22 protein-coding genes are annotated in these 22,710 nt (G+C 57.6%); all 22 read right to left on the bottom strand.

Annotation, left to right across the window (positions count from 1 at the left end; genetic code table 11):
• Positions 1 to 28: 28 nt before the first annotated feature.
• Positions 29 to 1,072, bottom strand: a complete 1,044-nt coding sequence (gene tssG / locus ACOTW6_RS11810; RefSeq protein WP_213789269.1) for a type VI secretion system baseplate subunit TssG — start codon at positions 1,070 to 1,072, stop codon at positions 29 to 31.
• Positions 1,069 to 2,940: a type VI secretion system baseplate subunit TssF gene (gene tssF, locus ACOTW6_RS11805; protein WP_213789268.1), complete on the bottom strand. Its 1,872-nt coding sequence runs from the start codon at positions 2,938 to 2,940 to the stop codon at positions 1,069 to 1,071. Before tssF ends, tssG begins: the two co-directional genes overlap by 4 nt.
• A gap of 2 nt (positions 2,941 to 2,942) precedes the next feature.
• A complete protein-coding gene (tssE, locus tag ACOTW6_RS11800; protein ID WP_015570336.1) occupies positions 2,943 to 3,506 on the bottom strand; it encodes a type VI secretion system baseplate subunit TssE in 564 nt (187 codons plus the stop codon).
• Positions 3,499 to 4,317 carry a type VI secretion system accessory protein TagJ gene (locus ACOTW6_RS11795; RefSeq protein ID WP_213789267.1) on the bottom strand — a complete coding sequence of 273 codons (819 nt, stop codon included), beginning with the start codon at positions 4,315 to 4,317 and terminating at the stop codon, positions 3,499 to 3,501. The genes tssE and ACOTW6_RS11795 overlap by 8 nt, the downstream gene beginning before the upstream one ends.
• Before the next feature lie 9 nt (positions 4,318 to 4,326).
• Positions 4,327 to 5,313 (bottom strand): hypothetical protein, encoded by a 987-nt coding sequence (locus ACOTW6_RS11790; RefSeq protein ID WP_047051731.1) that lies wholly within the window; start codon positions 5,311 to 5,313, stop codon positions 4,327 to 4,329.
• Between the two features lie 16 nt (positions 5,314 to 5,329).
• Positions 5,330 to 6,127, bottom strand: coding sequence for a PP2C family protein-serine/threonine phosphatase (locus ACOTW6_RS11785; RefSeq protein WP_003859969.1), 798 nt, complete (start codon positions 6,125 to 6,127; stop codon positions 5,330 to 5,332).
• A complete protein-coding gene (gene tagH / locus ACOTW6_RS11780) occupies positions 6,124 to 7,899 on the bottom strand; it encodes a type VI secretion system-associated FHA domain protein TagH (protein WP_213789266.1) in 1,776 nt (591 codons plus the stop codon). The genes ACOTW6_RS11785 and tagH overlap by 4 nt, the downstream gene beginning before the upstream one ends.
• Positions 7,900 to 7,989: 90 nt before the next feature.
• Positions 7,990 to 8,397 (bottom strand): hypothetical protein, encoded by a 408-nt coding sequence (locus ACOTW6_RS11775; RefSeq protein WP_047063222.1) that lies wholly within the window; start codon positions 8,395 to 8,397, stop codon positions 7,990 to 7,992.
• 119 nt (positions 8,398 to 8,516) lie between these two features.
• Positions 8,517 to 8,870 (bottom strand): T6SS amidase immunity protein Tai4 family protein, encoded by a 354-nt coding sequence (locus tag ACOTW6_RS11770; RefSeq protein ID WP_017384298.1) that lies wholly within the window; start codon positions 8,868 to 8,870, stop codon positions 8,517 to 8,519.
• The gene (locus tag ACOTW6_RS11765) at positions 8,867 to 9,349 is read right to left on the bottom strand and encodes a type VI secretion system amidase effector protein Tae4 (protein ID WP_017384299.1); all 483 of its coding nucleotides are present in this window, start codon (positions 9,347 to 9,349) and stop codon (positions 8,867 to 8,869) included. The genes ACOTW6_RS11770 and ACOTW6_RS11765 overlap by 4 nt, the downstream gene beginning before the upstream one ends.
• Before the next feature lie 58 nt (positions 9,350 to 9,407).
• Positions 9,408 to 9,890, bottom strand: a complete 483-nt coding sequence (locus ACOTW6_RS11760; RefSeq protein WP_014884229.1) for an Hcp family type VI secretion system effector — start codon at positions 9,888 to 9,890, stop codon at positions 9,408 to 9,410.
• Between the two features lie 180 nt (positions 9,891 to 10,070).
• A complete protein-coding gene (locus ACOTW6_RS11755) occupies positions 10,071 to 10,496 on the bottom strand; it encodes a T6SS amidase immunity protein Tai4 family protein (protein WP_047051735.1) in 426 nt (141 codons plus the stop codon).
• Positions 10,493 to 10,999: a type VI secretion system amidase effector protein Tae4 gene (locus ACOTW6_RS11750; protein ID WP_121478839.1), complete on the bottom strand. Its 507-nt coding sequence runs from the start codon at positions 10,997 to 10,999 to the stop codon at positions 10,493 to 10,495. Before ACOTW6_RS11750 ends, ACOTW6_RS11755 begins: the two co-directional genes overlap by 4 nt.
• A gap of 65 nt (positions 11,000 to 11,064) precedes the next feature.
• Positions 11,065 to 12,564, bottom strand: coding sequence for a type VI secretion system contractile sheath large subunit (tssC, locus tag ACOTW6_RS11745; protein WP_006810956.1), 1,500 nt, complete (start codon positions 12,562 to 12,564; stop codon positions 11,065 to 11,067).
• A gap of 3 nt (positions 12,565 to 12,567) precedes the next feature.
• The gene (tssB, locus tag ACOTW6_RS11740) at positions 12,568 to 13,092 is read right to left on the bottom strand and encodes a type VI secretion system contractile sheath small subunit (RefSeq protein ID WP_008502644.1); all 525 of its coding nucleotides are present in this window, start codon (positions 13,090 to 13,092) and stop codon (positions 12,568 to 12,570) included.
• 75 nt (positions 13,093 to 13,167) lie between these two features.
• Positions 13,168 to 14,184 carry a type VI secretion system protein TssA gene (gene tssA / locus ACOTW6_RS11735; RefSeq protein WP_121478838.1) on the bottom strand — a complete coding sequence of 339 codons (1,017 nt, stop codon included), beginning with the start codon at positions 14,182 to 14,184 and terminating at the stop codon, positions 13,168 to 13,170.
• Positions 14,185 to 14,195: 11 nt separating this feature from the next.
• Positions 14,196 to 14,912: a type VI secretion system-associated protein TagF gene (gene tagF / locus ACOTW6_RS11730; protein WP_015570330.1), complete on the bottom strand. Its 717-nt coding sequence runs from the start codon at positions 14,910 to 14,912 to the stop codon at positions 14,196 to 14,198.
• Positions 14,913 to 14,928: 16 nt separating this feature from the next.
• On the bottom strand, positions 14,929 to 18,549 hold the full coding sequence (tssM, locus tag ACOTW6_RS11725) for a type VI secretion system membrane subunit TssM (protein WP_213789265.1): 3,621 nt from the start codon (positions 18,547 to 18,549) through the stop codon (positions 14,929 to 14,931).
• Between the two features lie 2 nt (positions 18,550 to 18,551).
• The gene (locus tag ACOTW6_RS11720) at positions 18,552 to 19,790 is read right to left on the bottom strand and encodes a DotU family type VI secretion system protein (RefSeq protein WP_121478836.1); all 1,239 of its coding nucleotides are present in this window, start codon (positions 19,788 to 19,790) and stop codon (positions 18,552 to 18,554) included.
• Between the two features lie 17 nt (positions 19,791 to 19,807).
• Positions 19,808 to 21,151, bottom strand: coding sequence for a type VI secretion system baseplate subunit TssK (gene tssK, locus ACOTW6_RS11715; protein WP_048219899.1), 1,344 nt, complete (start codon positions 21,149 to 21,151; stop codon positions 19,808 to 19,810).
• A 28-nt stretch (positions 21,152 to 21,179) separates the two neighbouring features.
• A complete protein-coding gene (gene tssJ / locus ACOTW6_RS11710) occupies positions 21,180 to 21,683 on the bottom strand; it encodes a type VI secretion system lipoprotein TssJ (RefSeq protein ID WP_015570327.1) in 504 nt (167 codons plus the stop codon).
• A gap of 23 nt (positions 21,684 to 21,706) precedes the next feature.
• Entirely contained in the window at positions 21,707 to 22,201 is a 495-nt protein-coding gene (locus ACOTW6_RS11705; RefSeq protein ID WP_047719471.1) for a hypothetical protein, read from the bottom strand.
• Positions 22,202 to 22,710: the final 509 nt, after the last annotated feature.

Raw genomic sequence — 22,710 nt, 5'->3', positions numbered from 1 at the left:
ATTAACAATGATTCGGTATACGGAAGGATTATCGCTCTGCGCGATACACCAGATCGCCACGCGGAACAGGCTGAGGCTGAAGGCCGAGCCAGGTGTTGTACCCTAATCGCCCGGCGCTGCCGAGCGTGGCGCCCTGCACTGCATCGGCGCACAGGATCACCCGTGTTTCCCATTCAAATTCCACCCCGGCGTACTGTCGCACCCAGTCGCGCAGCTCGGTGACCCACCCTTCGCCCGGCAGAAAACGGTTGTAGTCGTCTGCGCTCAACGGGCCAATCTCAAGCCGAAATTTATGCTGCACGTCGCGTACCGCAATGCCGAGAAAAGCGGACTCCCCCATGCGCGGCAGGCGACGCCCCTCCCCCAGCTGTGCCTGCTCCCGCGTTGAGAGCGGCATCCACTGCGGGACGTTGGCCACCAGCCTGACCGGCACGTTGAAATAGTTGCGCAGGATCTTCTCCAGCCCTTCCGGGTCCCGTCCGTGGCGGGTAAGGTGCCCGGCGTGGGTAAAGCGGGCGTGCGCGCTCAGGCTGCCTTTCGACATCTGGGCAGGCTGCCCCATGCCAATCAGCGATGCCAGATACCCTTCGAAGCGCCTGTTGTCGTCGCGATCCAGTGAAACGGCAGGCTGCGCGTCCGCCCAGGCGCGGTAGAACAGCAGCGTCAGGCGGTGGTGAAAGAGGTCGGCAAACGCGCTGAGGCTGTGATCCTGATGATGATGAATACGCTCGCGGGCATACTCAGTCATGTGCACCGGCAGCGGGCCGTTAGGACCAAACAGGCCGAAGCTCAGTATGGAAACCTCATGCAGCCCGTTCTCTTCCCGCTGCCGGACCTCAGCAACCGTTGACGGCGCAAAGCCCATTGAAGGCTGCTGACCAATACGCAGCGGCTCAAATTTCGGCAGCGGCGCGCGCCCCAGCGGGTAACGTTCACCGCCCTGGGCATCAATACGTCTTAACAGCTGGAACAGATCGTAGCGCCACGGCGTCTCGCGCACTCCGCGCCAGAATGCATCGGGCAGCGGCGTCAGGCGATGCACGCGCAGCGTTGCAGGGGCAACTTCACTCATACCAGAGCCCTTTTACCCATGCGCGGCGCCCAGTAGCCGATTTCACCCCGCTGCTGGCTCTTGAGCGTGAACTCCGTAAAGCTGTTGATGGAGACCAGGCGGGCAAAAAGGCGTTCCAGCACGCTACCAAATAGCCACGGGCTGGCGCCGGAAAAGGCGCGTTCGTCCACCGTCAGGGTGATGCCGATCCCGCGGGCGAACACCACCGGGCCGGGTTCAGGCACGCGGCGGTGCACCGGCTCCAGCACGCAGTGGCGTACGCCATCCACCTGACGAGCAACCGGCGTCTCGGCGAGGTTGGCGTATAGCCCTAACAGCTGACGCAGCGCGGCAGCGCCCTCTTCGTTTTCGCTGTCCATCAGGCTGAGGTAGTTCATTTGCAGCTGGCTAATGAGCCGCCAGGTGCTGAACCCTTCCGCCAGCGCCGGACGCGGCGGCGTCGGGCCTTTACGCAGGGTTAACGCCTTCACCGGCATGGAGTCGGCCATAATAAACTGCCCAAGCTCCTGCTGGAGCATCAGCGGCAGGTCGCGGCTGGTGCACAGCACCTCGGCGGAAATGTAGCGCAAATTCTCCTGCCACGGCGCGTGCTGCGCATCCACCAGCGAGACAAAGACCTCCGAGCCGATATAGCCCGTGCGGGTGCCATAGCGCAGCGCGTGTTCCGAGAGAACGCGCTGCTCACGGCGCAGGGAAAAATAGGCGCCGTAGTTGCCCGCGTCTCCGCTCCAGGTACTCCAGAACGGGCGAAACGTCTGGTCGTCCCGTTGCCCATCCGCGCTGGCATAGATTTTTTTCACGGCATAAATTTCATAATCCAGCGGGCGGATGTTATCCACCACCAGGTGGTATTCATGCTGGCTTTCGCTCAGCTTCTGCCGGGCCGCCACTTTCGGGAACAGGTTGATCACCGGCGTGCAATGCAGCGCCAGGTGGCTGGCATCCACCACGCGCTCCAGCTGATCGTCGCTCTTGTCGAGCAGAATGAAGATATCAAACGCTTTTTCGTCTTCGCAGCGCTGGATCAGCTTGCCCAGCCCGCTCAGGCTGATGAAACGAAAACGCGCCGGGAACGCAAAGTACTCCTGCAACAGGCGATAGCCGTCGAAGTTGCGCAGATCGTCCGGGAGCAGCGCCTGGTCCGCATCAAAGCCTTCCTGACGCAGGACGTCAGACGACAGCAGCTGGCGCTGGGGCTGCTTGCTGACCGTCTGGCAGACAATACCCGCGTGGTGCTCCATCACCAGCTCCAGCAGCTTCAGCGCCTCGATGTCCGGGCCGCTTAAGAAGAACTCCAGGCGGTCAAAGTCCAGGTGCCCGAGATGCTGCGGGCCATCGCAGGCAATGCGGATCCGTAAGGCGCTGCTGATCCCCCGCTGGCTCAGGCCGAGCTGGGCCAGCGGCAGATCGGCGGGAACGCCGCCCAGCTCGATCCGCTCAATTTTTAACGGCAGCAGGTTGACCTCGTGCGCCGTGGTATAGCTGCACGTAACCCCGGTTTTTTTCAGCGCCAGGCTGTCCATCATGGTGCCGCGCGGCACAATAAAGCCTTTGCTCAGGTCGCCCCTGCTGCTGTCGGGCTGAATTTCAGCGATCGCCATCGACGGCGTAGGCGCCAGATAATTTGGCGCAATCATCTCCAGCATACGCTGTGAAAAGCGCGGAAATTCGGCGTCCATTTTCATCTGCACGCGGGAGGTCAGGAAGGCGAAACCTTCCATCAGGCGCTCAATGTACGGGTCCGCCACTTCGATGCCGCGCATGCCGAGCCGCCCCGCCACTTTCGGGTAGCGTTCGGCGAACTCCGCGCCCATCTCGCGCAGATAGGCCAGTTCACGGTTGTAATATTCGAGCAGTTTGCTTTCCATAATTACCCCGCATCCTTCAGTTCAAAATGGCCGTTCTCAAGATCGACGTCGGTGCGAAAGAGAAACTCCAGCGGATACGGTACGCACCACAGGCGGCCTTTGATTTCGATAGACAGAACGTTGTGCAGATCTAACGAGGAGGTATCGGACACGCAGCGAACCTGAAGCCCCTGCGGCAGGATCCGCGGTTCAAAGTTAATAATCGCTTCGGTGAGCTTGCGCTGAATGTCGTGCCATTCGATATCGGACATTCTTTTCCCCGCCAGCGGCGCCACGCCAAAATTCACGACGGAACGGCTCACCTGCGTCAGCCCGCTCAGATCGCTGGAGGCATCGTGGTTGATGGTATTAAACAACCACTGTAAATCCCGCAGGACGTTACGACGCAGCGCGGCGTGGGTAATCAGATTGCTGTTGGCGGACTCGCGTTTTTTTTCCGGATCGTTATCCGTCAGGCGATCCAGCAGTGAAGGCTGCATTTTGTCGCGCGCCCCCACTTTCTCCTGCCTGCTGCGGGCCTGCCAGCCGCTGCGCAGCAGATCGCCTTCGCCAGCGGGATTACTCATCCGCACCATCCGAGGCAAACGTCACCAGGCTCAGGGTAAGCAGCGGGCTTTCGCTTTGCTCGCTCAGCCAGGCTTTCTGCCCCATGCCTTCATACAGGGCGCCGTCATCGTCCAGCGGGAGCCACTCGGTGGTGCGCCCCAGCTTAACGCTGTCTGGCGCCCCGTCAGCAAACGGATAACGCGCCGGGATCTGACACACCTGCTCGGTGCCGTCCGTGAGGCGGACCAGCGCATGACGCCACACCAGATCGGTCACGCTGGCCGGAGCCTGAAAACGGATCGCGTCGATGGCGCAGAACGGCACCCAGAAATAACGGCCATTAACCAGGGTTTCACACACCGGCCCCAGACGGGCATCGCCGTCCATCAGCCATTCAAAGGTGTGGCTCTCTTCATTTTCCAGCGTGACCTGCCCGCGGCTTGCCGGGGCCTGTTCGAGTGCCGCCAGACGCAGCGCTTGCGCTTGCGCTTGCCCGGCGCTTTCGGTCAGCGCCTGGGCTAACGTCGTCAGCCACGGCCACTGCGCCTCGGGCATTGCCGGTCGCGCCTCTCCCGCGAACACGCGCGCCCGCTGCTGTTCACCCTGAATGGCTTGCTCCAGCAGCGTTACGGTCGGTTTTGCCTGCGGCTTCAGCGCCAGCCAGCTTTTCAGCTGGGTCAGGGCGCGCGCCCAGTTGCCGCAGAGGATCAGGAACTGCACAAACGCGGCGCGCAGATCGGCATCCGCCGGATGGGCTTTGATATCGGCTTCCAGGCGAAGCAGCGCGTCGCTAATCGACTCACCCGCCAGACGTTGATAAAGCGTATTCATAGCCCCTCCTTAATTCGCCGCGCGCCAGGCGCCCACTGCCGGATCGCGCAGCTGCGGGCGCAGCGTGTCAATCAGAACAACGTTCAGCTCCGCGCCCGGTGCAACCCATGCGCTCCAGATCTTCTTCACCTCTGCGATACGCGCCTGGAGTCTGGCGTCGTCGCTGGCGATCTCACGGGTGATTTCCACCGCCACCGTGCCGTTGCTCTTCCAGCCGTTCAGGGCGCTGTCATACGGCAGGATCATCCAGCTCTGGTCGCTGTTCGGGGTGCTGAAAACCATGCGCTCTTTGTTGACGGAGGTGATCAGCGCCTTTTCAGGATCGACCGCGTTGTTCAGCCCCATCACCGGGAAGCCGTGAATGTAGGTGACCGGAATCGCTTTCTGCGCCCCGTTACGGTTCTGCGTCACCACGGTATGGCCGCTGAGCCAGCTGCCGTTGCCGCAGCGGGTAGTGTCGGAATCCGGAATAAACAGCGCTGGCGCGGAGGAGCCGCCCTCCCAGAAGGTGCGCAGGTGGCAACCGTCCTGAAGGGTGAACTCCTGCCATGGCGTACGATCTGCCGCCACGGTGTGCGTCTCCGGATTCTGGTCAGGCGGCAGCAGCGCGCCTGAGGTGGTGGTCGTTGCCGCCGCCGTTTCCTGCTGTTTCACCACCAGCGCCCAGTCCTGCGCTTTAGCCGCTGTGCCCCGGGCAAGCGTCGTGCCTTCCGGATCGTTAAGCGTCCAGTTCAGGGTATTCAGCTTGCTGCACTGGTGCTCCAGCAGCGAGCCAAGGCGCGGCACGAAGTTTTCCAGCACCGAAACCTCTTTCTTGCCGTTCGCCACGATACGCAGCGCCACGTCCGCCTTACACCAGCTTTGCGGCGTATTGTCTTTAATGTTGTCGATCCAGATATCCAGCTTCTGCGCAGGAGACTGCACGATGCGGAAGTTTTCAGCCTGTGCGGTGGTCGCCACCGTCAGAAGAGCCAAACCCGATAGCCAAAGTTTCATATCAATCCTTGTGTGTCTAATCAGTTCCGCAGGGAAGAAATTGTGCTGCGTCAGAGAGCGTATGCAGCAAAGTGGTGTCCTGAGGGTTGCCCATCCACACCGCCACGGCGGTATAGTTATCCTGAGCATTGCCCTCCTGTTCGGCATTCTTTTGAATGATTTGGTTCATTAAGGTCAGCCACTCCTGTGGCGTATTGACCATATGCAGCGACTGCTTCATCTGCTCTTCGCTGACGCCGTGCCAGAAACCGTCGGTGCAGAGTAAAAAGGCATCACCGTCCTCAACCTGCACGACATCGCTGTAGCTCGCTTCCGGTCCGCCATTCTCAATACCCAGCGCCAGATACAGCAGGTTGCTGTTGAGATCGTCAGTCTGATGCCCGGCATCTTTCATCTGCTGGACGAGGCTGTGATCGGTGGTCACATGCCACAGCCAGCCGCGGCGAAACAGGTACAGGCGGCTGTCTCCGGCGTGCGCCCAGTAAGCCAGACGGTAATCCCTGTCGATAAACAGGCTGACCAGCGTGGTGCCCATCCGGCGATAGTCCTGCACGGCCTGTTGTTCGCTGAGGATGGTGCGGTTCGCCGTTTGGACGTAGTCACGAATATGCTGCGCATTCAGGTGCTTGTCGCCGTCAAAGCGGGAAATAATGCTGTTGCGGGCCAGCTCAGCGGCCACCTCGCCGCCCGGCAGGCCCGCGATGCCGTCACAGACGACAAAGCAGGCTGAACGTTCCCCGATGGTTTCTCCCGTCTGATCCTGGTTGCTGGCGCGCGTCCCCTGGCGGGAGAGAGAAGCCGTTGCGATATTCATTTTTCTTCCGATCCGCTTTGTGAGTCTTTGTACTGATTGACCTCCATGTCATAGGCATGGAGGAAGGCTTCGCCAAACAGGGTATGGAAGTCGTCCTCGATCTCGCCCGCCGTCTCGCCATAGCTGCGAACGAAATAATCCCACAGCGCGGCTTTACGGCTGCCCGGCAGCGCCAGGCGTGACGTCATCCCGTTCTGCTTCGCCTGCTCTTCCAACTGCTCCGGGTTAAAGGATTGCAGCATGGCGGCGATAATGGCGCGGATACCGGAGATCATCCCCAGCTGGTGCGCCTGGAGATCGATTAGCGCATCACGCACCGATTTGGTCGGCGGCATAAAGCCCGGCATCGGCGTGCCGAACATCTGGATCAGCACCGTTTTCCCGGTCGGCAACAGTTTGAACGGGTTGTTCGCATCGTCGAGCACCATGGTCATATCGGCTTTCACCCCACGCTTGAGGATGGAGCGCGAGGAGAGCAGCGCCACGGTCCCCTGCGAGAACATGCCCAGGATCTGACCCAGCTGACGCATATTTTCCCGGTCAAACTGCGGCACCGGCTGCATTTCGCTCAGGCCCATGCCCTCCAGCAGCGCCTCCAGCAGTTCGCCCTGAAGCACCTCGCCCCGCTCGCCGGTCTGCGCGGAGGCAGCAGGCGAAGCAGCGTTTTTAACCGGGTCGATACGCAGGCGGCCTTTAGGCGCCTGCGCGTTGCTGCGCGCCACGGCCTGCGGCGTTGGCATGGTGAAGCCAGCGTAATCGGGACGCGCGGGTTCTTCTTCCGCGCGCGGCGCATCCTGTGGTTCAGTCGGTTCCGGATCGAACAGCGGTGAGCTGGCCAGCGCATCCTCTTCCTGTGCGGCTTGCGCTTCAGGCTTTGGCTCCGGCTTATCGGCCACGATTTCATCCGGATGGGTTAACGGCGCGCCGCCCATCAGGCCGAGAGGGTCATCGTGACGCGCGGCAGGTGCGCTCGCCGACCCGCCAAACAGGGCTAACGGATCGAGTTCGTCCGACGCCTCTTCCTTTGGCTGGGCAGATTTGCTTTCGTCCGGCTGTACCAGCGTTGAAGGGGTAACATCGTCAAAGATGCTCTCTTTTTTAAACAACGCTTCATCGCTGAACAGCGTGTCCGGGTCAACGTTTTTACGTTCAAGCGACGGTTCGGCGTCGTTAAACATTGCCAGCGGATCTTCGGCATTCCGCTCCGGGGCCGCAGGCTGGGAGAACGGGTCGTGGGAGGCCGCGGGCTGTGGTTTTGCCCGGTTGCTGGAGATGCTGTCGGAGATGGAAAACTCCTGCATCAGGCTGTCCCAGATTTCCGACGGCACGGCCGTAGGTTCAGCTTTTCCGCGAGGCGCGGCGCTGGCCGGTTTCGGTTGCGGCGCTGGTGCAGGTGTCGCCGCTGGACGCGCCTGCTGCATGCTGGCCGCCATGCGGCTTACGGGCTGGGTGTCATGAATGAGTTCGCTGACTTCAATGCGATAATCATCAATACCGAGAATATCCCCATCCTGAAGCTCAACCTGACGCCCACGCTCCAGCGGGATATCATTCAATACCACGCGGGTGACGCTGCCGCGGTTCGTGACGCGGCATTCGCCACTGGCGTCGACGTGAACGATGGCCTGCAAACGCGAGATGGTGCGGTCATTGTCCGGCAGCACCAGATTGTTATCCGTACCGCGCCCAATGGTGCCGCCCGGGGCATAAAAATCACAGCTGCTTTGCGGCGGCTGATGACCGGGTTTCGTAGAAATAATCGTGAATCGCATGGCGTATTCCTGCTGGTATGATTAGCGCTCAAACGCTGCCGCTCTCGGGGGTGAGAACGGCGGGGTTTGGGGGTTAAGGGCTGATTAAAGCTATTTGACTACATTCAGGAAAATAATGCCGATAAGCAGCCATAGCGTAAAAAGTAAGGCCTGAGCTTTATAGCGTCGATGCAGTTTTAATATCCAGCCGATTCTCTCTTCCGGTAAAGCCTGAACGAATTTATAGGCATCGTCCTGAACATTTCTGTCTTTGGTAAATTTCATCTTCACGCCTTTGCGAAGACGAACAAACCAGATTATTTTTTGATAGTTCGCCAGCGAACCAAAAAAAGATGCGTAATTTGTCACCAGATCGAGATCGTAGCCTTTTTGCCGATATTCTGAAAGAAGCTGATTATATTCGGCCTCGTGTTTTTTAAAATAACGGGAACTGATGAGATCCATGATTACAACCATCAGGAACAAGGCCACAATAAGAAAGAACAGTAAACAGTCCATATACACCATAATATACTACCAAGGCTGGCGAAGTTGCACTCATCTTGAGCTCCATCGCAGATTGTGACTTGAAGACGCCAGATGGTACGGTCAAATCTCCTGTCAATATCGGTGAAACGCTATTTTTGGACATTGAGCAGACGAATTGCGTCGCTATTGGCAATTAAGCTGCACTTTAATATCTGATAATTACCCGGTTCGGTACCGCCTACCTGCTCTTTAAGTAAGGAAACAATCACCTTGTCAGCTTTTTCAAAATTCTCTGGAGGTAGATCGCTTGCTTCGAGCCATGCAGCGGCACTGGCCTCTGCATCATCCTTCAGGATTTTACTATCTGCAATCTTGCCGATGCATCGATTTTGCACCCAGTTTTCAAAGATTTGTTGCTGAGTAAAAGCACTAACATCAGGCAGTGTTTGGGAGTAAGCGACTGAGGCATTTAAAACCAATACAAGCAGCAACAAACGTTTCATTTCAGGCTCCACAATGTTGCGTTTGTAGGAATAAATGAACCATTGCCAGGAGAGCCAAGAAAATGACAATCATCAGAGCAAATATTTCCATTCCACAGGGTTACATGTCCGGTTGCATCATACCAGCCATGTCCGGTAAATATGATGATGCCCTGCTTGCCTGCAAATTGTGCTGGAGTTGGTGAAGAGACTGACATATCTGCACTGCCCAGAACTGTGGGTAGGAATGCAATCATATCTTTGACACGGAACATGTACCGCTTCTTGTCATTCCCGGTCACTGTTGCATATTTACTATTAGAAGGTATCGGAATGCCACAATAGTTTAAAACGTAGCTCATACGAATGGGGCAGGCATTTTTAAAAATTCCGGCTTCAATATTGTGCTGGACTTTTCCACCCAATAATTTGCCCACCGTTTCGACATTGACATTAACTTCTCTGAATCTGTTCCAGGCGGCACCAAAAGCAGGACGCATAAATATTTTCCCTTTTAGAAAATACAGGCTAAAGTGAGCCCTTTCGGGCCCACTTCTGTTACGCTTCTTTGTTTTCTTTGATGTTCCAGCCAGCGCTGCTTTCAGCACCTTTACCACCGGCAGTGGTCTGCTCCCAGTACTGCTGTTTCACTTTCGCAGCCTGGAATGCATAGGTCACGCCAACGGTATCGCCGTTGTCTGCACCCGTGTACTGAACGGAAGTCACGAGAACGTCTTCCAGGGTGATGCGGGTGTATTCAACCTGCTGACCACCCGCTTTGCAGACGGACAGTTCAACTTTGGTCAGGTGTTTACCGCTTGCGCAGTGTTTCAGGATTGCTGTAGTGGATTTGTCGATCAGAGCGTTAACGTGCAGGTCGTTAAAGTTCACTTTACCGGCACCGCCGCCACCGCCAACGCTCATATTACCTGGCTGGGACGCGCCCCAGGAGAAGGAGGTAATATCAGTCCAGCCGGTGTGGTTAGAATCTTTAGATTCGCCCGTAACACCCTCGACCTTCAGAAACATATCAATAGCCATAATATCTACTCTTCGTGGATGAACAATATTGCTTTCGAAAAAGCCCTTATATGGCAAACAGGAAAGCATGGGGCTGAATAAAACCGTCCATATTTTACCTCTGCCTCATATCAAACGACCCGTGTCATTTGACAGTCTTACATTCCCCCTGAATGAAAGGAAAGAATGTGAAGTCTTTTACTATTGTGAATTATCCTGAATCCAGGTGCGGTCAGGATTTCCGATGATTAATTGAGGAACAAGTTGATTAAGTTCGTCACTATGATAAAGACGCAGGCAATTTAAGGTTACGCCTTTTACATCGGGTTTTCTCTCAGAATGAAAGGCGTTGGTAGCGCCTTTATATTTATTAATAAGAGCATTGATTTTGTCATTGCCATTCTCAATATCGAAAGGCACCCATTCCAGTAAGGCGCTACTGCTACGGGCTGCATCCAGAGAAAACTGGCTTTTATCATCTGCAACTTGTGCCAGGCAGCGAGAAAAAACAACGTCTTTAACAACTTGCTTATAAGGCATTTTTTTGACAAACGACACCGGATCGTCAATTGCATACACAGAGGCGGAACTGGTGAGCAACAGTAGACTAGCAATCATTTTTTTCATGGCAACTCCCAAAAATTAGCTTTGGTCGTCGAGTAATTCGTCTCCGGCGCATTGAAATAACAGTGATCCGAACAGGTTAAACCATTCCAGAATGTTGCATGACCTGCGGCGTCACTCCAGCCCTGTACCTCAAACAGAATGACGCCCTTTTTGTTGGCTAATTGCTCAACGGGTAAGGAAGGATAACTCACGATCATGTCAGGTTTACCCCACTGACGCGTCAACCAGGCAATGACATCCTTTACGCGGTAGAAGTACCATTTATTATCAGCACCGGATACCGTGAGATTTGCAATACGCGGAACGGGATGCCCGGTATAGTTAAGAACATAACTCATGCGTACGGCACAACTATTTGACCACCCGCCCTCGTCTGGCGGTATTTCGAAGTTGTGCTTAACTTTGCCGCCGATAACTTGCTTAACTTTGCCGATAGAATCATTTGCATCGTAAATACGTGTTGCCGCCGCCCAGGCAGCAACAAACGAAGGTCTCGCGGTCATATTTCCTCTCAAATTTCCATACTATAAAGCTAACGCCGGGCAAGGCCCCCCGGCGGCAATTATCATTACGCGTCCTTCGTCTTCAGCGATGGCAGTTTAGATACCAGACGCAGGGAAACGGTCAGACCTTCCAGCTGGTAGTGTGGACGCAGGAAGAACTTCGCGGCGTAGTAGCCCGGGTTGTCTTCAATCTCCTGCACCTGCACTTCCGCCGCCGCCAGCGGTTTGCGGGACTTGGTTTCCTGGGAGGAGTTCGCCGGGTCGCCGTCCACGTAGTTCATTACCCAGTCGTTCAGCCAGCGCTCCATCTCTTCGCGCTCGCGGAAGGAGCCGATTTTGTCGCGCACGATGCACTTCAGGTAGTGAGCAAAACGACAGCAGGCGAACAGGTACGGCAGACGGGAGGCCAGACGCGCGTTCGCGGTGGCGTCCGGGTCGTGGTACTCGGCCGGTTTTTGCAGAGACTGCGCGCCGATGAAGGCGGCGAAGTCGGAGTTTTTGCGGTGAACCAGCGGCATAAAGCCGTTTTTCGCCAGTTCCGCTTCACGACGGTCGCTGATGGCGATCTCGGTCGGGCACTTCATGTCCACGCCGCCGTCGTCGCTCGGGAAGGTGTGGCACGGCAGGTTTTCCACCGCCCCGCCGGATTCCACGCCGCGAATCGAGGTGCACCAGCCGTACTCTTTGAAAGAGCGGTTGATGTTGGCTGCCATCGCATAGGCCGCGTTCGCCCAGGAGTAGCTGTTGTGGTTCGCGCCGTCGGTCTGCTCTTCAAAATCGAAGCTGTCCACCGGGTTGGTGCGAATACCGTACGGCAGACGCGACAGGAAGCGCGGCATCACCAGGCCCAGATAGCGGGCATCTTCCGATTCACGCAGTGAACGCCAGGCGGCGTATTCGGTGTTCTGGAAGATTTTGGTCAGATCGCGCGGATTAGCCAGCTCCTGCCAGGACTCCATCTGCATCACGCCCGGCGCGGTGCCGGTGATGAACGGACAGTGGGCCGCAGAGCCGATGCGCGCCATCTCGCCCAGCAGTTCAACGTCCTGCGGGCTGTGGTCGAAGTAGTAGTCGCCCACGATGCAGCCAAACGGCTCGCCACCGAACTGGCCGTACTCCTGCTCGTAGATTTTTTTGAAGATCGGGCTCTGGTCCCAGCCTACGCCCTTGTAGCGTTTCAGGGTGCGGCCCAGCTCCTGCTTGGAGATGCTCATAAAGCGGATCTTCAGCATCTCGTCGGTTTCGGTGTTGTTCACCAGGTAGCTCAGGCCGCGCCAGGCGCTCTCCAGCTTCTGGAACTCCTCGTGGTGAATGATCTGGTTCACCTGCTGCGAAAGCTGCTCGTCAATACCGGCAATCAGGTTCTGAATGGTGCGGTAGGTATCGTTTGAGAAGGTCACGGTGTTTTCCAGCGCCTGCTGCGCCAGGGTTTTAACCGCGCTTTCTACGGCAGAGCGCGCCTGATCGGTTTTCGGGCGGAACTCTTTATTCAGCAGCGCGCTGAACTCGTCCTGGCTGAACGCCTGGCCCGCCTGCTGATCGTGTTGTTGAGTCTGGTTGCTCATCGATTATTCCTCGCTACCTTTCGCACTTTCGTCATTTTTTGGCAACTGGCTCAGGGATTTGAGCAGCGTCGGATCCTGGAGAATTTTCGCGATCAGCTCTTCCGCACCGTTTTTACCGTCCATGTAGGTCAGCAGGTTGGAGAGCTGGGTACGGGCTTCCAGCAGCTTGTTCAGCGGCTCTACTTTGCGGGCCACCGCGTCCGGCAGGAAGTCGTCCATGCTGTCGAAGGTCAGATCGACGTTGAGCTTACCTTCGCCGGTCAGGGTGTTATCCACCTGGAACGCCACGCGCGGCTTCAGCGCCTTCATGCGTTCGTCGAAGTTGTCGATGTCGATTTCCAGGAACTTACGCTCGTCGACGGCTGGCAGGTTTTCCACCGGCTTGCCAACCAGATCGGCCATAACGCCCATCACAAACGGCAGCTGAATTTTGCGTTCTGCGCCGTAGATCTCTACGTCGTACTCGATCTGCACGCGGGGAGCACGGTTGCGTGCGATGAATTTCTGTCCACTGTTACTCATTGCCATGATGTTCTCCATCAAAGATGCGCGGTGAAGGTGAAACGGCAGACTCCATGCCTGTCGTCATAATGCCAGGACGCGTCATTCGCGGCGTCCAAAGATATTTTCCAGTTGGTTAACGCCGTCTGGCGCCAGGTCGCGAATAATGTCCATAAAGTTGAGTTCAGACAGCCGCTGCACCCGTTCAATCATCAGCGGTGCGGGATGGCTGGGTTCGTACTGCGCAAAATACTGTTTCGCTTTTTCCAGCATCAGCTGGGCGTCGGCGCGGCTGGTCACCTGCACGCTGCGCCAGTCCGTCACCTGCTGAACAGGCGACGCGGTTACGGACTGCGGCTCGGCGTGCTGTTCAGCCTGCGCGTCACGGTTCGGCAGCAGCTTGCTGATATCGGTCACCTGACAGGCGCTGGAAACCAGCCCGACGGTTTTCAGCAGCTGTTCCATCTCCGGGACGCCACTTTCCCCGAGATAGCCGGTAAGCAGTTCGCGGATGGCCAGCAGGCGTTCGTTGATCACGATTACCGCTTCGGTGCCGGGCTGATCGCCCCGGGCCAGCTCATCGATCAGTCGTGGACGACCGCCCGGATAATCCGGACACTCGGTTTTACTGCCGTCAAGCAGCGCCTGGGCGTCACGGAGCGAAATCTCATCGCCGTTTGAGCGGAGCAGTGAGGCGTTACGCACCGCGACCGTCAGGTCAGATTTATCGCTCAGCCCGGCAAGGGCGTTAATGCGGTAGAACGGATCGGTTTCGCCATACTCTTCCAGCAGCGGGTAAAGTTGCTCCCAGTAACGGGACAGGGCTTCCTGCACCAGCAGTAGCCCGTCGGCGTAACCTGCCAGCCCGCGACGACGCGTCCAGGCATGGGTTAACGCCAGCATGACGCGAAGATCTTTGGTGCGACCCAGCAGGCTGGTGGCGAGTTTTTCCACCGTGTTCCAGTCGGCAGGCTCTGCCGGAATGATGGTGTCGCCAAACTGCTGCTCGGCTTTGCCCTGACTGGCCTGCCCCATGGCCTGGAAATCAGCGTCGTACTCCAGGTTTTCACCGCAGGGGTTATCGGGGCTTATCGGCGCGAGAAATTCATCGATATTCATAAGATCCCTGCTTATTCAAACATAGGCGGGTAAAGACCGTGGCGGCCCGGACGGGCGCCGCCTGCCGGATCGAACAGCAGCGTAAAGAGCTGCCCGGTGAAGTTACCGCTGTGGACGTGGGTGTACAGCGGATAGCCGTCGCAGCGGTTTGTCCACCAGTAGCTGGTCTGGCGCAGCGGATCAAAACACTCCGCCGCCTGCGGCCAGCCCAGCGTGCTCTGACCATCGTCGTCATAACCAATCACGTCGAGAATGTCGGAACGCTTTTGCGGCTCAACCGGCTGGGGCGCCGGGATGGTCATCAGCATTTCATCCAGCTGGGAGGCAGAATAGCTGTTACGCACCGCGTGCAGCCCCAGACGGCCAAGCTGCTGGTACCAGCTTTCAGCCTGCCCGAGCAGGCGGGATGACCACTCGGCGGGGGTGAAGCTCAGTTGCAGGCATACCGGATAGTGGCGGCCTACGCTGTCACGGCCCGGCAGCAGGCAGCCCATCTGAATCATCTGGCTACCGAGCATCGGCGGGACGACAAAGTTCCACACCGGGGCTTTAGAAAACGGGCGCTCGCCGCTGCGCTGCTCTTCCTGTTGCCAGGCCAGCAGGCCGACCTGGAACCAGTGCGACCACTGGCGTTGCAGGGTATCCGGAAAGCGACGCTGCAAAAAATCTCCGGCGCTGGGTAATTTGCCATACCAGCTATAACGGTTCATCGCAGGGGTATTCGTCATACGGCTGTCCTTGCGGTTATGGGCATGAGAAACGGGGAAGCTGGAACGGGTTACGGATGCTGTTCGGGGCAAACTCCAGCGTGACCTGATGTCCGTCGACGTTGAAGGTCGCCTGACGGCTCAGGCTACCCGCGCCAGGGCTGGTGCGCGCCTTGTCGAAAAAGCGGTTGAGCGCCCAGGAACCGTTGGTCACCAGCGTTGCGGTGCTGCCATTGGCCAGACCGAGCTGCATACGCACCTGGTTCGTCCCGCCCGGCCCCGGCCAGTTCATGATCTGCACCGCCTGCGGACCGTGGCTGTAGCGCAGCAGCTGACCGTCCACGTCCAGCGTCAGGTTCAGAATGGTGTTGTCCATCCGCACGGTGCGCACCGTGACCTTAAAGGATGGCGTGGTCGCGCCGTTGGCAAAGAAGGCATCGCGGACAGACTGCGCCTGCTGGAACGGACGCAACAGCCCTTCGCTGCCCGGCAGCGTTTTACCGTCGATGCCCGGCATAAAGCGCCAGTTCGCCTGGGTGGTGTCCACCTTGTTGGTCAGGTTGTCGCGGAAAAAGGTGTCCATCAGTCCGGTGCCCGGCGCGAACATGCGGGCGAGATCGTCCGGCGTCACCTCGGTGCTGGCGCTGCGCACCAGCGGATAACGCCCGGCAATCGCCTGACGGCAGAACCCACCCACTTCCACGTTGATGCGCTTACGCACGTTCTCCAGATCGCGACGCTGGGTGTCGCTGCTGGCGCCGACGGCCATATTGCTGAACATGGTTTGCAGCCCGCCCGGCAGACGGCCCGCGCTGGCTTGCAGGCGGCTGATTGCATCCCCGCCCGGCGCAGGCATACCGCTGTTTGCCGCATCCTGAACGGCGGTCAGGTAACGATAAAGCTCGTCAACCTGCTTAAGAAAATCGTCAAAGACGATGGTCTTGCCACCCTTCTCCAGCGGCTGCGCCAGCTCAATCATCGGCGCATAGTGGTCAGTCACCAGTTGCTCAGGCGCCTGCGTCACAACCGCGCCCTGCGTCGGGGCGTTGTCACCGTTGCTGAACAGCGCTTCCAGCGTGCGGGTGGCGCGGTTGCTTTGGTCTTCCGCTTTCTGCGCATCTTCCGGCGCTGGCGCAGTGCGCGACAGGGTCAGCACCTTGCTCAGGTTAAGCACCAGACGGCGCAGCGGCGAGTTGGTGCCTGAAAGCAGGCGCGCGGTGTTGATGCGCTGGGAAAGATCGGCGCTGTTGTTGAGCTGAATGTCAGCGAGAAAGCGATCCCAGTTGACGATAAAGTCGCGCATGTAGAGCTGGCGCACGGCGTTGTCGATCTGCTGTTTATCTTCCTGGGCGGTGGTCGCTCCCAGTACCCAGGCGTCGTCCTCGTGCAGGGCGGTGGTCACGCTGTCGATCTGGTCGTTGAAGCTCTTCCAGTAGCCGTCCGGCGTATAGAGGCCCGGTACGCCCTCACTCACCGGCTTGCCGCTTTTACGGGAAAACACCAGCTCGCTCTGCGGGCCGCCGAGATCTGAAAGCGAAACCGGCTTCAGGTTTTCATCATGCTCCAGCAGACGTTTCAGGCGGCCATATACGCGTGTTGAGAGCGGCTGCTGGTTGATGAGCGCCCTTTCACGTGCGACCAGATCCTCATCCTGCGCATACGGTGAAGCCTGAATTTTTGGCTCCAGCAGCTGGGTCAGGTGCCATTCCAGCTCCTGAAGCTGCGCCTGCGTCACGTTCTGCGGCAGGTTGCGTTGCAGGTTGAGCATCACCCACGAGTGCAGGAATTTGCCGTCATAGTGCTTCGGCTGGTAGAGCATTTGATAGGCTTTCAGCGCCTCATAGCTGTACTCCACGTCGCTGCCGTTGTCGTTGCGCAGCCAGGTGGTAATGTGCATCGCCACGGCGGGCAGCAGCATCTGATCCAGCGCCTTCTGATACAGAGACTGCGAGGCATCGCTGACGTCATCCCCGCGATAAAGCCCCATGCGGCGGGAAACCGGCGGGTCGTTAACGTCGAAGGCATCGCTTTTCGGCAGATCCACCAGGCTGTTAAGCAGCGGCAGAAGCGCAAACAGATCGCGCTGGGGCTGGTTTTGCAGCGCCTTGCTCTGCTGCTCCAGCATCGGCACTTTTGCGTCCACTTCTTCCAGATAGGCTTTATTTTTGGCGTAGCTGGTCAGCCACAGGCCACCCAGGATCACCAGCAGCGCCAGCAGCGCCGCGTAGCCGGACCACATCACCGCGCGGTTGCGCAGCTCCCACCAGCGGTTTTCCCCGGCGATGCCCGCTTCCTGGAAAATGACGTTTTGCAGCAGGTTTTTAATGAAGAAGCTTTGGCCCTTCGCGCCCGGGATCGGCGCCTCTTTGCTCACCGAATCCCAGCGCGTGCTTTCCTCCCCTTCAGGTAAGGAGAGCGCGCGGTTCAGCTCGCCCATCACGCGGTCAAACGGCATCCCTTCCTGAGTGCCGCTGGCAAAGTAGATGCCGCGCGGCGAAAATTCGGTTTCGAAGTTTGAACGGGCAAAGACCGTGCTCAGGTAGTCAGCCAGCAGCGGACGCAGCGCGGCGAACTCCTGCGGGAAGAGATAGGCTTCCGCACGGGTTTTGGCGTCATGCTCTTTGAGCATGGTTTCCGGCAGGCCGGCATCCAGACGCTGTTGCAGCAGGGAAAACTCCTGCTGGAAGTTGCCCATCAGGTCGTAATCGGCGTGTTTGGTCTGCTCCCACGGCAGCGTGAAGCCCCAGATCTGGTCGCGCTGGGCTTTGTCGTAATCCGCAAACCAGGCGCGGAAGCCTTTAAGCAGGTCCGCTTTGGTCACCATCACATACACCGGGAAGCGAATACCCAGCTGTTCATGCAGCTCGGAGAGACGCTGGCGCAGGTTGACCGCCTGCTGGCGCGAGGCCTCAGCGGACTGCGAAAGCAGGTCGGAAATGCTGATGGTGATAATCACGCCGTTGATGGGCTGGCGACGGCGGTATTTACGCAGCAGGTTGATAAATTCCAGCCACTCTCCGGCGTCCTGAACCTGCTCGCTCTCCTGAGTGGTGTAGCGCCCCGCGGTATCCAGCAGAACCGCCTCGTTGGTAAACCACCAGTCACAGTTGCGCGTGCCGCCAATGCCGCGTAGCGCGGTTTTACCGAAGCGATCCGCCAGCGGGAATTGCAGCCCGGAGTTGGCCAGCGCGGTGGTTTTACCTGAACCCGGCGCGCCAATAATGACGTACCACGGCAGCTGATAGAGGTACTGTGTGCTGAAGCGCTGCGTCCACTGCGCGCCATGTCCCGCTTTGCTGAAGTGGGCTTTTTTCAGCATCTGGGCGGCTTCATCGAAACGCCCGGCAAGGATCTGCTCCTCGCTGTTCAGACGTTTCTGCGGATCGGCCGCCTCCGGGCTGGTGGTATTTTCGTTGAGCTTGTCCATCAGCTTACGGTTCAGCCAGGCGTTATACAGCCGCGGCAGAATGTGGCTCTGGGCCCAAATCAGGTAGACCACCGCAATGCTGATGACGCGGTTCTGCTCTGATTCAAGGGGCCGGGTATCCACGATGGACAACAGCGGGCCAATCATCCAGATGACCGCCGCGAGCGCCGTTACGCCCAGGAAGCTCCACAGAATGCGATTGGTCAGTATAGAAAGTAGAGTTGTCAGCATCCTTAGTTTCCTTGCGGCAATCCGTTCAGCTCGGCCTGGGTATTGTCAGGCGATACCAGCAGCGTAATCTCTACGCGGCGGTTACGGGCGCGATTTTCAGGCGTGGTGTTAGGCGCTACCGGGTTGATCTCGCCCCGCCCTTCGGCTTTGACGCGCTCAGGCTGTGAGAGGCTACCCTGGAGCTGTTTTTGCACCGAACGGGCGCGTTCAAGCGAGAGTTCATAGTTAGAGGCGAAGCGTGCGCTGCGGATCGGCACGTTGTCGCTGTATCCCACCACCAGGATTTTGCCGCTGACGTTATTCATCGCCTGGGCGATGCGGTCGATGACCGGCTCATAGCGATCGCGCACCACCGTTGAGGCCGAAGCAAAGAGTCCGTCCCCTTTCAGGATCACCACGCTGCGATCCGCCTCATCCTTAACGGCCACCAGACCGGCATCAATTTCCGGTTTCAGGAAGCCGCGCAGGTTCAGCACCGCCGGCAGCTGACGCGCAGGCTGCTGGATGGTGGTTTCCGGCAGTTGGGACTGGTAAATTTTCGCCAGCACCGGGCTGGTGTTATCACCCAGACGCCAGTTCAGCACGATATAGAACAGGCAGGCGATAAAGCCGACCAGCGCCACGCACGCCCAAAGAGGGATCATCGGCCGCCAGAGCTTGCGCAGAACGGGGCGATCTTCCGGGTGCGGCGAGAGCGGCGGCGGGTAGTTGCCGCGCACGCCACGGATCATCTGCCACAGGCGCTGTTTGATGGTTTCAAGCTGGGTCCGGCCATTGTCCAGCACGCGGTAGCGACCTTCAAAGCCGAGCAGCAGACAGTAGTTGATCATCTCCAGCAGCAGAATGTGTTCGCGCGGATTCTGCGACAGACGCGCCAGCAGCTGGAAAAACTTCTCACCGCCCCAGGTTTCGTTATGAAACGTCACCAGCAGACCATTGCTTGACCAGACGCCGCTGCTTCCCCAGGGGGTCAGCGCGGCGGCTTCGTCCAGCGCCGTGCAGAGGCAGTAGCGCGCGCCGACAATCACTTCATACGGTAAGCCCGCCTGCTGGCATCGCACCTCGAAACGGCGAATTTCGTCAATCAGGCGCTGGCGCAGCCCGACCTGATCGTCGTGGGAAACCGAATGACGGATTTGCGGAATCGCATTGAGCAGCGGATTGGCGGCCGCCACCAGCTGATTGTTCCCACTGGCTCCGGTAAACACGGCATCACTGCCGGTATCCTGTCGTTCCTGCATATTAAGCGCTCGCTTTATTATTCTGTCGGGCTACGGATGGCCCAGAACTCCATATCGAGACCCGGGAATTCCCCTGCGAGATGCAGCGCGAATGCCCCGGACTTGTCCATCTCGTGCCACAGTTCGCTGCCCCTCTCGAGTTCGAAATAGCTGTAGCCTGCATGCCACGGGATCTGCGGCGGCGCGACGGGCATTGCCCGAAGCATGATGCCCGGCAGCTGGAGCTGAACCAGATCGCGAATTTTCGACACTGGCGCAACCTTCATCTGGGCAGGGAAATGGGTTTGCAGGTGTTCGCCGGGGACATTGGCTTTTACCGCCAGCACGAAGCCAAATTCGCGGACCATGCTGGTCTCCGGCACGGTGGCGATGTTCAGCCCGTGGGAGCGTTCGTGCAGCGGCAGCTGGATGGCATGATCTTCCATGACCAGCGACAGCCCCTGACGCAGCATCAGCATCAGTTTGCTGAAGCAAACGGCGAGATCGTCATGGTCGTATACCGGCAATATGCTCTCTGCGGTACGCTGCGGCGTCCAGGTGGCGAGCTCCGTGGCGAACGGCAGCCAGCTGCGCCAGAGCGCTTCCGGGTGAAGCAGCGGCAGCGTTTTTAAATGTGAGACGTCGCCAAGGTGGCGGTTGATCAGCGAGAGAAGCGTGAACTCAACCATTTCAGACGTATTGAAACGCCCCGGCTGGCGCAGTCGACCGCCGATCTGCTGGCTACGCTGCACCAGCAAGCCGTGCAGGTCATTGATCATGCCGTACAGCTGCGGGCTGTTATTGGCGTTCAGCATTGGCGGGATGTAGCTGTTATCCAGCCGCACGTGGTTGTCGTTGCGCTTTTCGGTGACGTACGCCACGCCGATGGCGGTCCATTCTGCCGTCAGATCTTTCTCCAGCATCAGGGTCAGACGCAGGCGGCCAAACTGGACCGTCGCCTCCCCGACCGACATGGCGTTGTCGTCTTCCACCTCTTGTTCAAAGGTAATAAAACGCGCCAGAGAAGACGGCTCCTCGCTGAAAATCACCTCTTCACGGCCACCGCGACGAACCGGCAGCGCAAGCACCACCTTTTCGTTGGTGAGATTATCGGGGATTTTTAGCGGGGCCGGACCATTGCGGTCGCTGCGAACCTGGAAAAAGGTGCCGTCAGGCAGCAAACCGCTACAGTAGCTGAGGGCAATACACCCCTGGCGTAGCATCGCTTCATCCAGCTCAAGGTCGAGAAAGCCCCAGAGATACGATCGCTGCAAGGCCCCCCACTCACGAACGTGGTTGAGGAGGTAACTTTCTGTCCGCTGGAAATGGTGGGGACGCAGGAACATGCCCTCGGTCCAGACGACCTTTTCTGCTTTCGTCATGATGATCTCTTTCCTGTTATGAAGGGCGTTACTGGCTGATGACCCGGATACCATTTACGTCGAGGAAGACGCTGGCCTGGAGTTCATCTGCGGACCATTTCCAGAACTGGTAAATCGCGTTTTCGCCGGGAACAGGCAAAGGAAGTGAGACGCGCCATTTTTTGCCGTCCAGCGCCTGGTATTCCGCCATCACGCCGATATAGCGCGCTTCCGGTGAGCTTTGTCCGCTCAGGGTTTTCGAAAGCTGGCCCGGCATCAGGAAGAACACATCGCTGTTCAGCAGATTCGCGCCAAGCGTGGCTGACGCGTTGTTCTGTAAGGAGTAGAAGTCACTGGACATGAAATCCGCATCGGATTTCAGCAGCAACACTCTGACCTTAAGCGGCGCAGAATCATTGATTTGAGGATGAGCCTGAAACTGAAGATTGTAGCGGGAGGGGTCGCTGTGTGAAGACGACGTACAACCACCGATCAGCGCGAAAATCAACGCAAAAAAAGGGAACCACATCCGATGAAAATTTTTATTATTCATAAAAATATGCTCGTGAAACCCGTTTAGTTCAGGATCCAGGTACCGTTCGCGCTGTCTTTGCAGGCTTTGCTGTTGCCATCGACATCAACACAGGTGGTTTTCTTGCGCGCTTTCGGGCGCAGTGCCTGTTTACGTACGGTCGCTTCGTACTGGTCAGCCTTGATTACGGCACGCATCGGCACATAACCAATCAGCTGTTCACTCCCTTCATCGGCCAGCGCCATCCAGAAATGTTCAACCTGCCCCAGCACAACGTAAGTTTTACCGGTCTCAAGCGTACGGATCACTTTTCCGCCGTAGTCAGGACGGCTCATCAGGGATGCCGGGTACATGGCACGGTACGGTTCATTCACCTGAGTGAACTCCGCCGGAGGGGTAACAGCGTGACGGTGCGTCAGCGTGACGCCATTCACCTGGCTGGTCACAATCGTATCATCGGTGATCGCTGGTTTCTGCGGCGCCTTACAGCCCGCCACCGCCATAACAAACAGAAGTGATAACAATACGCGCAGTTTCATATGCTTTTCCGTAGCGATATTTAGAGGATGAAGAGAGGGGATAAAATTTGACTTAGGTGCTATTGTTAAAATAGTCGGGATATTTTCAGCAGGTAACTATTTTAAGGCATAGCTACCGCACGAGCCCGACAGAAATGGGCCCAGCATGCTCCTGACATATTTTGACAAACGGTAGACAAGTTTACATGAGCTTGTCATCAATTCAATATTTCCCGCCTGCTTAATGGCGTTTAATGATACGCCCAATGCATTATAGGATTAATCTCATAAAAAATGCGCACTTAGCTAAAATCGTCTTTTTCTTAGACGAATTAAGTCCGTAACTGTATGAAAATTAATGGCTAAACAGGAAAAAGAGAACAACTATCATTAACGTAACCCCTTATTATCGCCACTACCATAATTAGTAGAATTTCATTTTTTCTGTGCGCTGTGGGATATATCTGGGATATTTTCATTGTTGCATTCAGAAGATAACTTTTATTGGGTGTGAGCGTCCTGCATTAACA

The sequence above is a fragment of the Enterobacter cloacae complex sp. IR5403 genome (genome assembly GCF_049238705.1).
Lineage (GTDB): Bacteria > Pseudomonadota > Gammaproteobacteria > Enterobacterales > Enterobacteriaceae > Enterobacter > Enterobacter hormaechei_C.
Note: the sequence above shows the minus strand (reverse complement) of the source record. Positions and strands in the feature narration are given on the sequence as shown.

Bases quoted from the DNA above. Each gene is read 5' to 3' on its own strand.
- tssG (WP_213789269.1), bottom strand. From the start codon at position 1,072: ATGAGTGAAGTTGCCCCTGCAACGCTGCGCGTGCATCGCCTGACGCCG.
- tssF (WP_213789268.1), bottom strand. From the start codon at position 2,940: ATGGAAAGCAAACTGCTCGAATATTACAACCGTGAACTGGCCTATCTG.
- tssE (WP_015570336.1), bottom strand. From the start codon at position 3,506: ATGAGTAATCCCGCTGGCGAAGGCGATCTGCTGCGCAGCGGCTGGCAG.
- ACOTW6_RS11795 (WP_213789267.1), bottom strand. From the start codon at position 4,317: ATGAATACGCTTTATCAACGTCTGGCGGGTGAGTCGATTAGCGACGCG.
- ACOTW6_RS11790 (WP_047051731.1), bottom strand. From the start codon at position 5,313: ATGAAACTTTGGCTATCGGGTTTGGCTCTTCTGACGGTGGCGACCACC.
- ACOTW6_RS11785 (WP_003859969.1), bottom strand. From the start codon at position 6,127: ATGAATATCGCAACGGCTTCTCTCTCCCGCCAGGGGACGCGCGCCAGC.
- tagH (WP_213789266.1), bottom strand. From the start codon at position 7,899: ATGCGATTCACGATTATTTCTACGAAACCCGGTCATCAGCCGCCGCAA.
- ACOTW6_RS11775 (WP_047063222.1), bottom strand. From the start codon at position 8,397: ATGGACTGTTTACTGTTCTTTCTTATTGTGGCCTTGTTCCTGATGGTT.
- ACOTW6_RS11770 (WP_017384298.1), bottom strand. From the start codon at position 8,870: ATGAAACGTTTGTTGCTGCTTGTATTGGTTTTAAATGCCTCAGTCGCT.
- ACOTW6_RS11765 (WP_017384299.1), bottom strand. From the start codon at position 9,349: ATGCGTCCTGCTTTTGGTGCCGCCTGGAACAGATTCAGAGAAGTTAAT.
- ACOTW6_RS11760 (WP_014884229.1), bottom strand. From the start codon at position 9,890: ATGGCTATTGATATGTTTCTGAAGGTCGAGGGTGTTACGGGCGAATCT.
- ACOTW6_RS11755 (WP_047051735.1), bottom strand. From the start codon at position 10,496: ATGAAAAAAATGATTGCTAGTCTACTGTTGCTCACCAGTTCCGCCTCT.
- ACOTW6_RS11750 (WP_121478839.1), bottom strand. From the start codon at position 10,999: ATGACCGCGAGACCTTCGTTTGTTGCTGCCTGGGCGGCGGCAACACGT.
- tssC (WP_006810956.1), bottom strand. From the start codon at position 12,564: ATGAGCAACCAGACTCAACAACACGATCAGCAGGCGGGCCAGGCGTTC.
- tssB (WP_008502644.1), bottom strand. From the start codon at position 13,092: ATGGCAATGAGTAACAGTGGACAGAAATTCATCGCACGCAACCGTGCT.
- tssA (WP_121478838.1), bottom strand. From the start codon at position 14,184: ATGAATATCGATGAATTTCTCGCGCCGATAAGCCCCGATAACCCCTGC.
- tagF (WP_015570330.1), bottom strand. From the start codon at position 14,912: ATGACGAATACCCCTGCGATGAACCGTTATAGCTGGTATGGCAAATTA.
- tssM (WP_213789265.1), bottom strand. From the start codon at position 18,549: ATGCTGACAACTCTACTTTCTATACTGACCAATCGCATTCTGTGGAGC.
- ACOTW6_RS11720 (WP_121478836.1), bottom strand. From the start codon at position 19,790: ATGCAGGAACGACAGGATACCGGCAGTGATGCCGTGTTTACCGGAGCC.
- tssK (WP_048219899.1), bottom strand. From the start codon at position 21,151: ATGACGAAAGCAGAAAAGGTCGTCTGGACCGAGGGCATGTTCCTGCGT.
- tssJ (WP_015570327.1), bottom strand. From the start codon at position 21,683: ATGAATAATAAAAATTTTCATCGGATGTGGTTCCCTTTTTTTGCGTTG.
- ACOTW6_RS11705 (WP_047719471.1), bottom strand. From the start codon at position 22,201: ATGAAACTGCGCGTATTGTTATCACTTCTGTTTGTTATGGCGGTGGCG.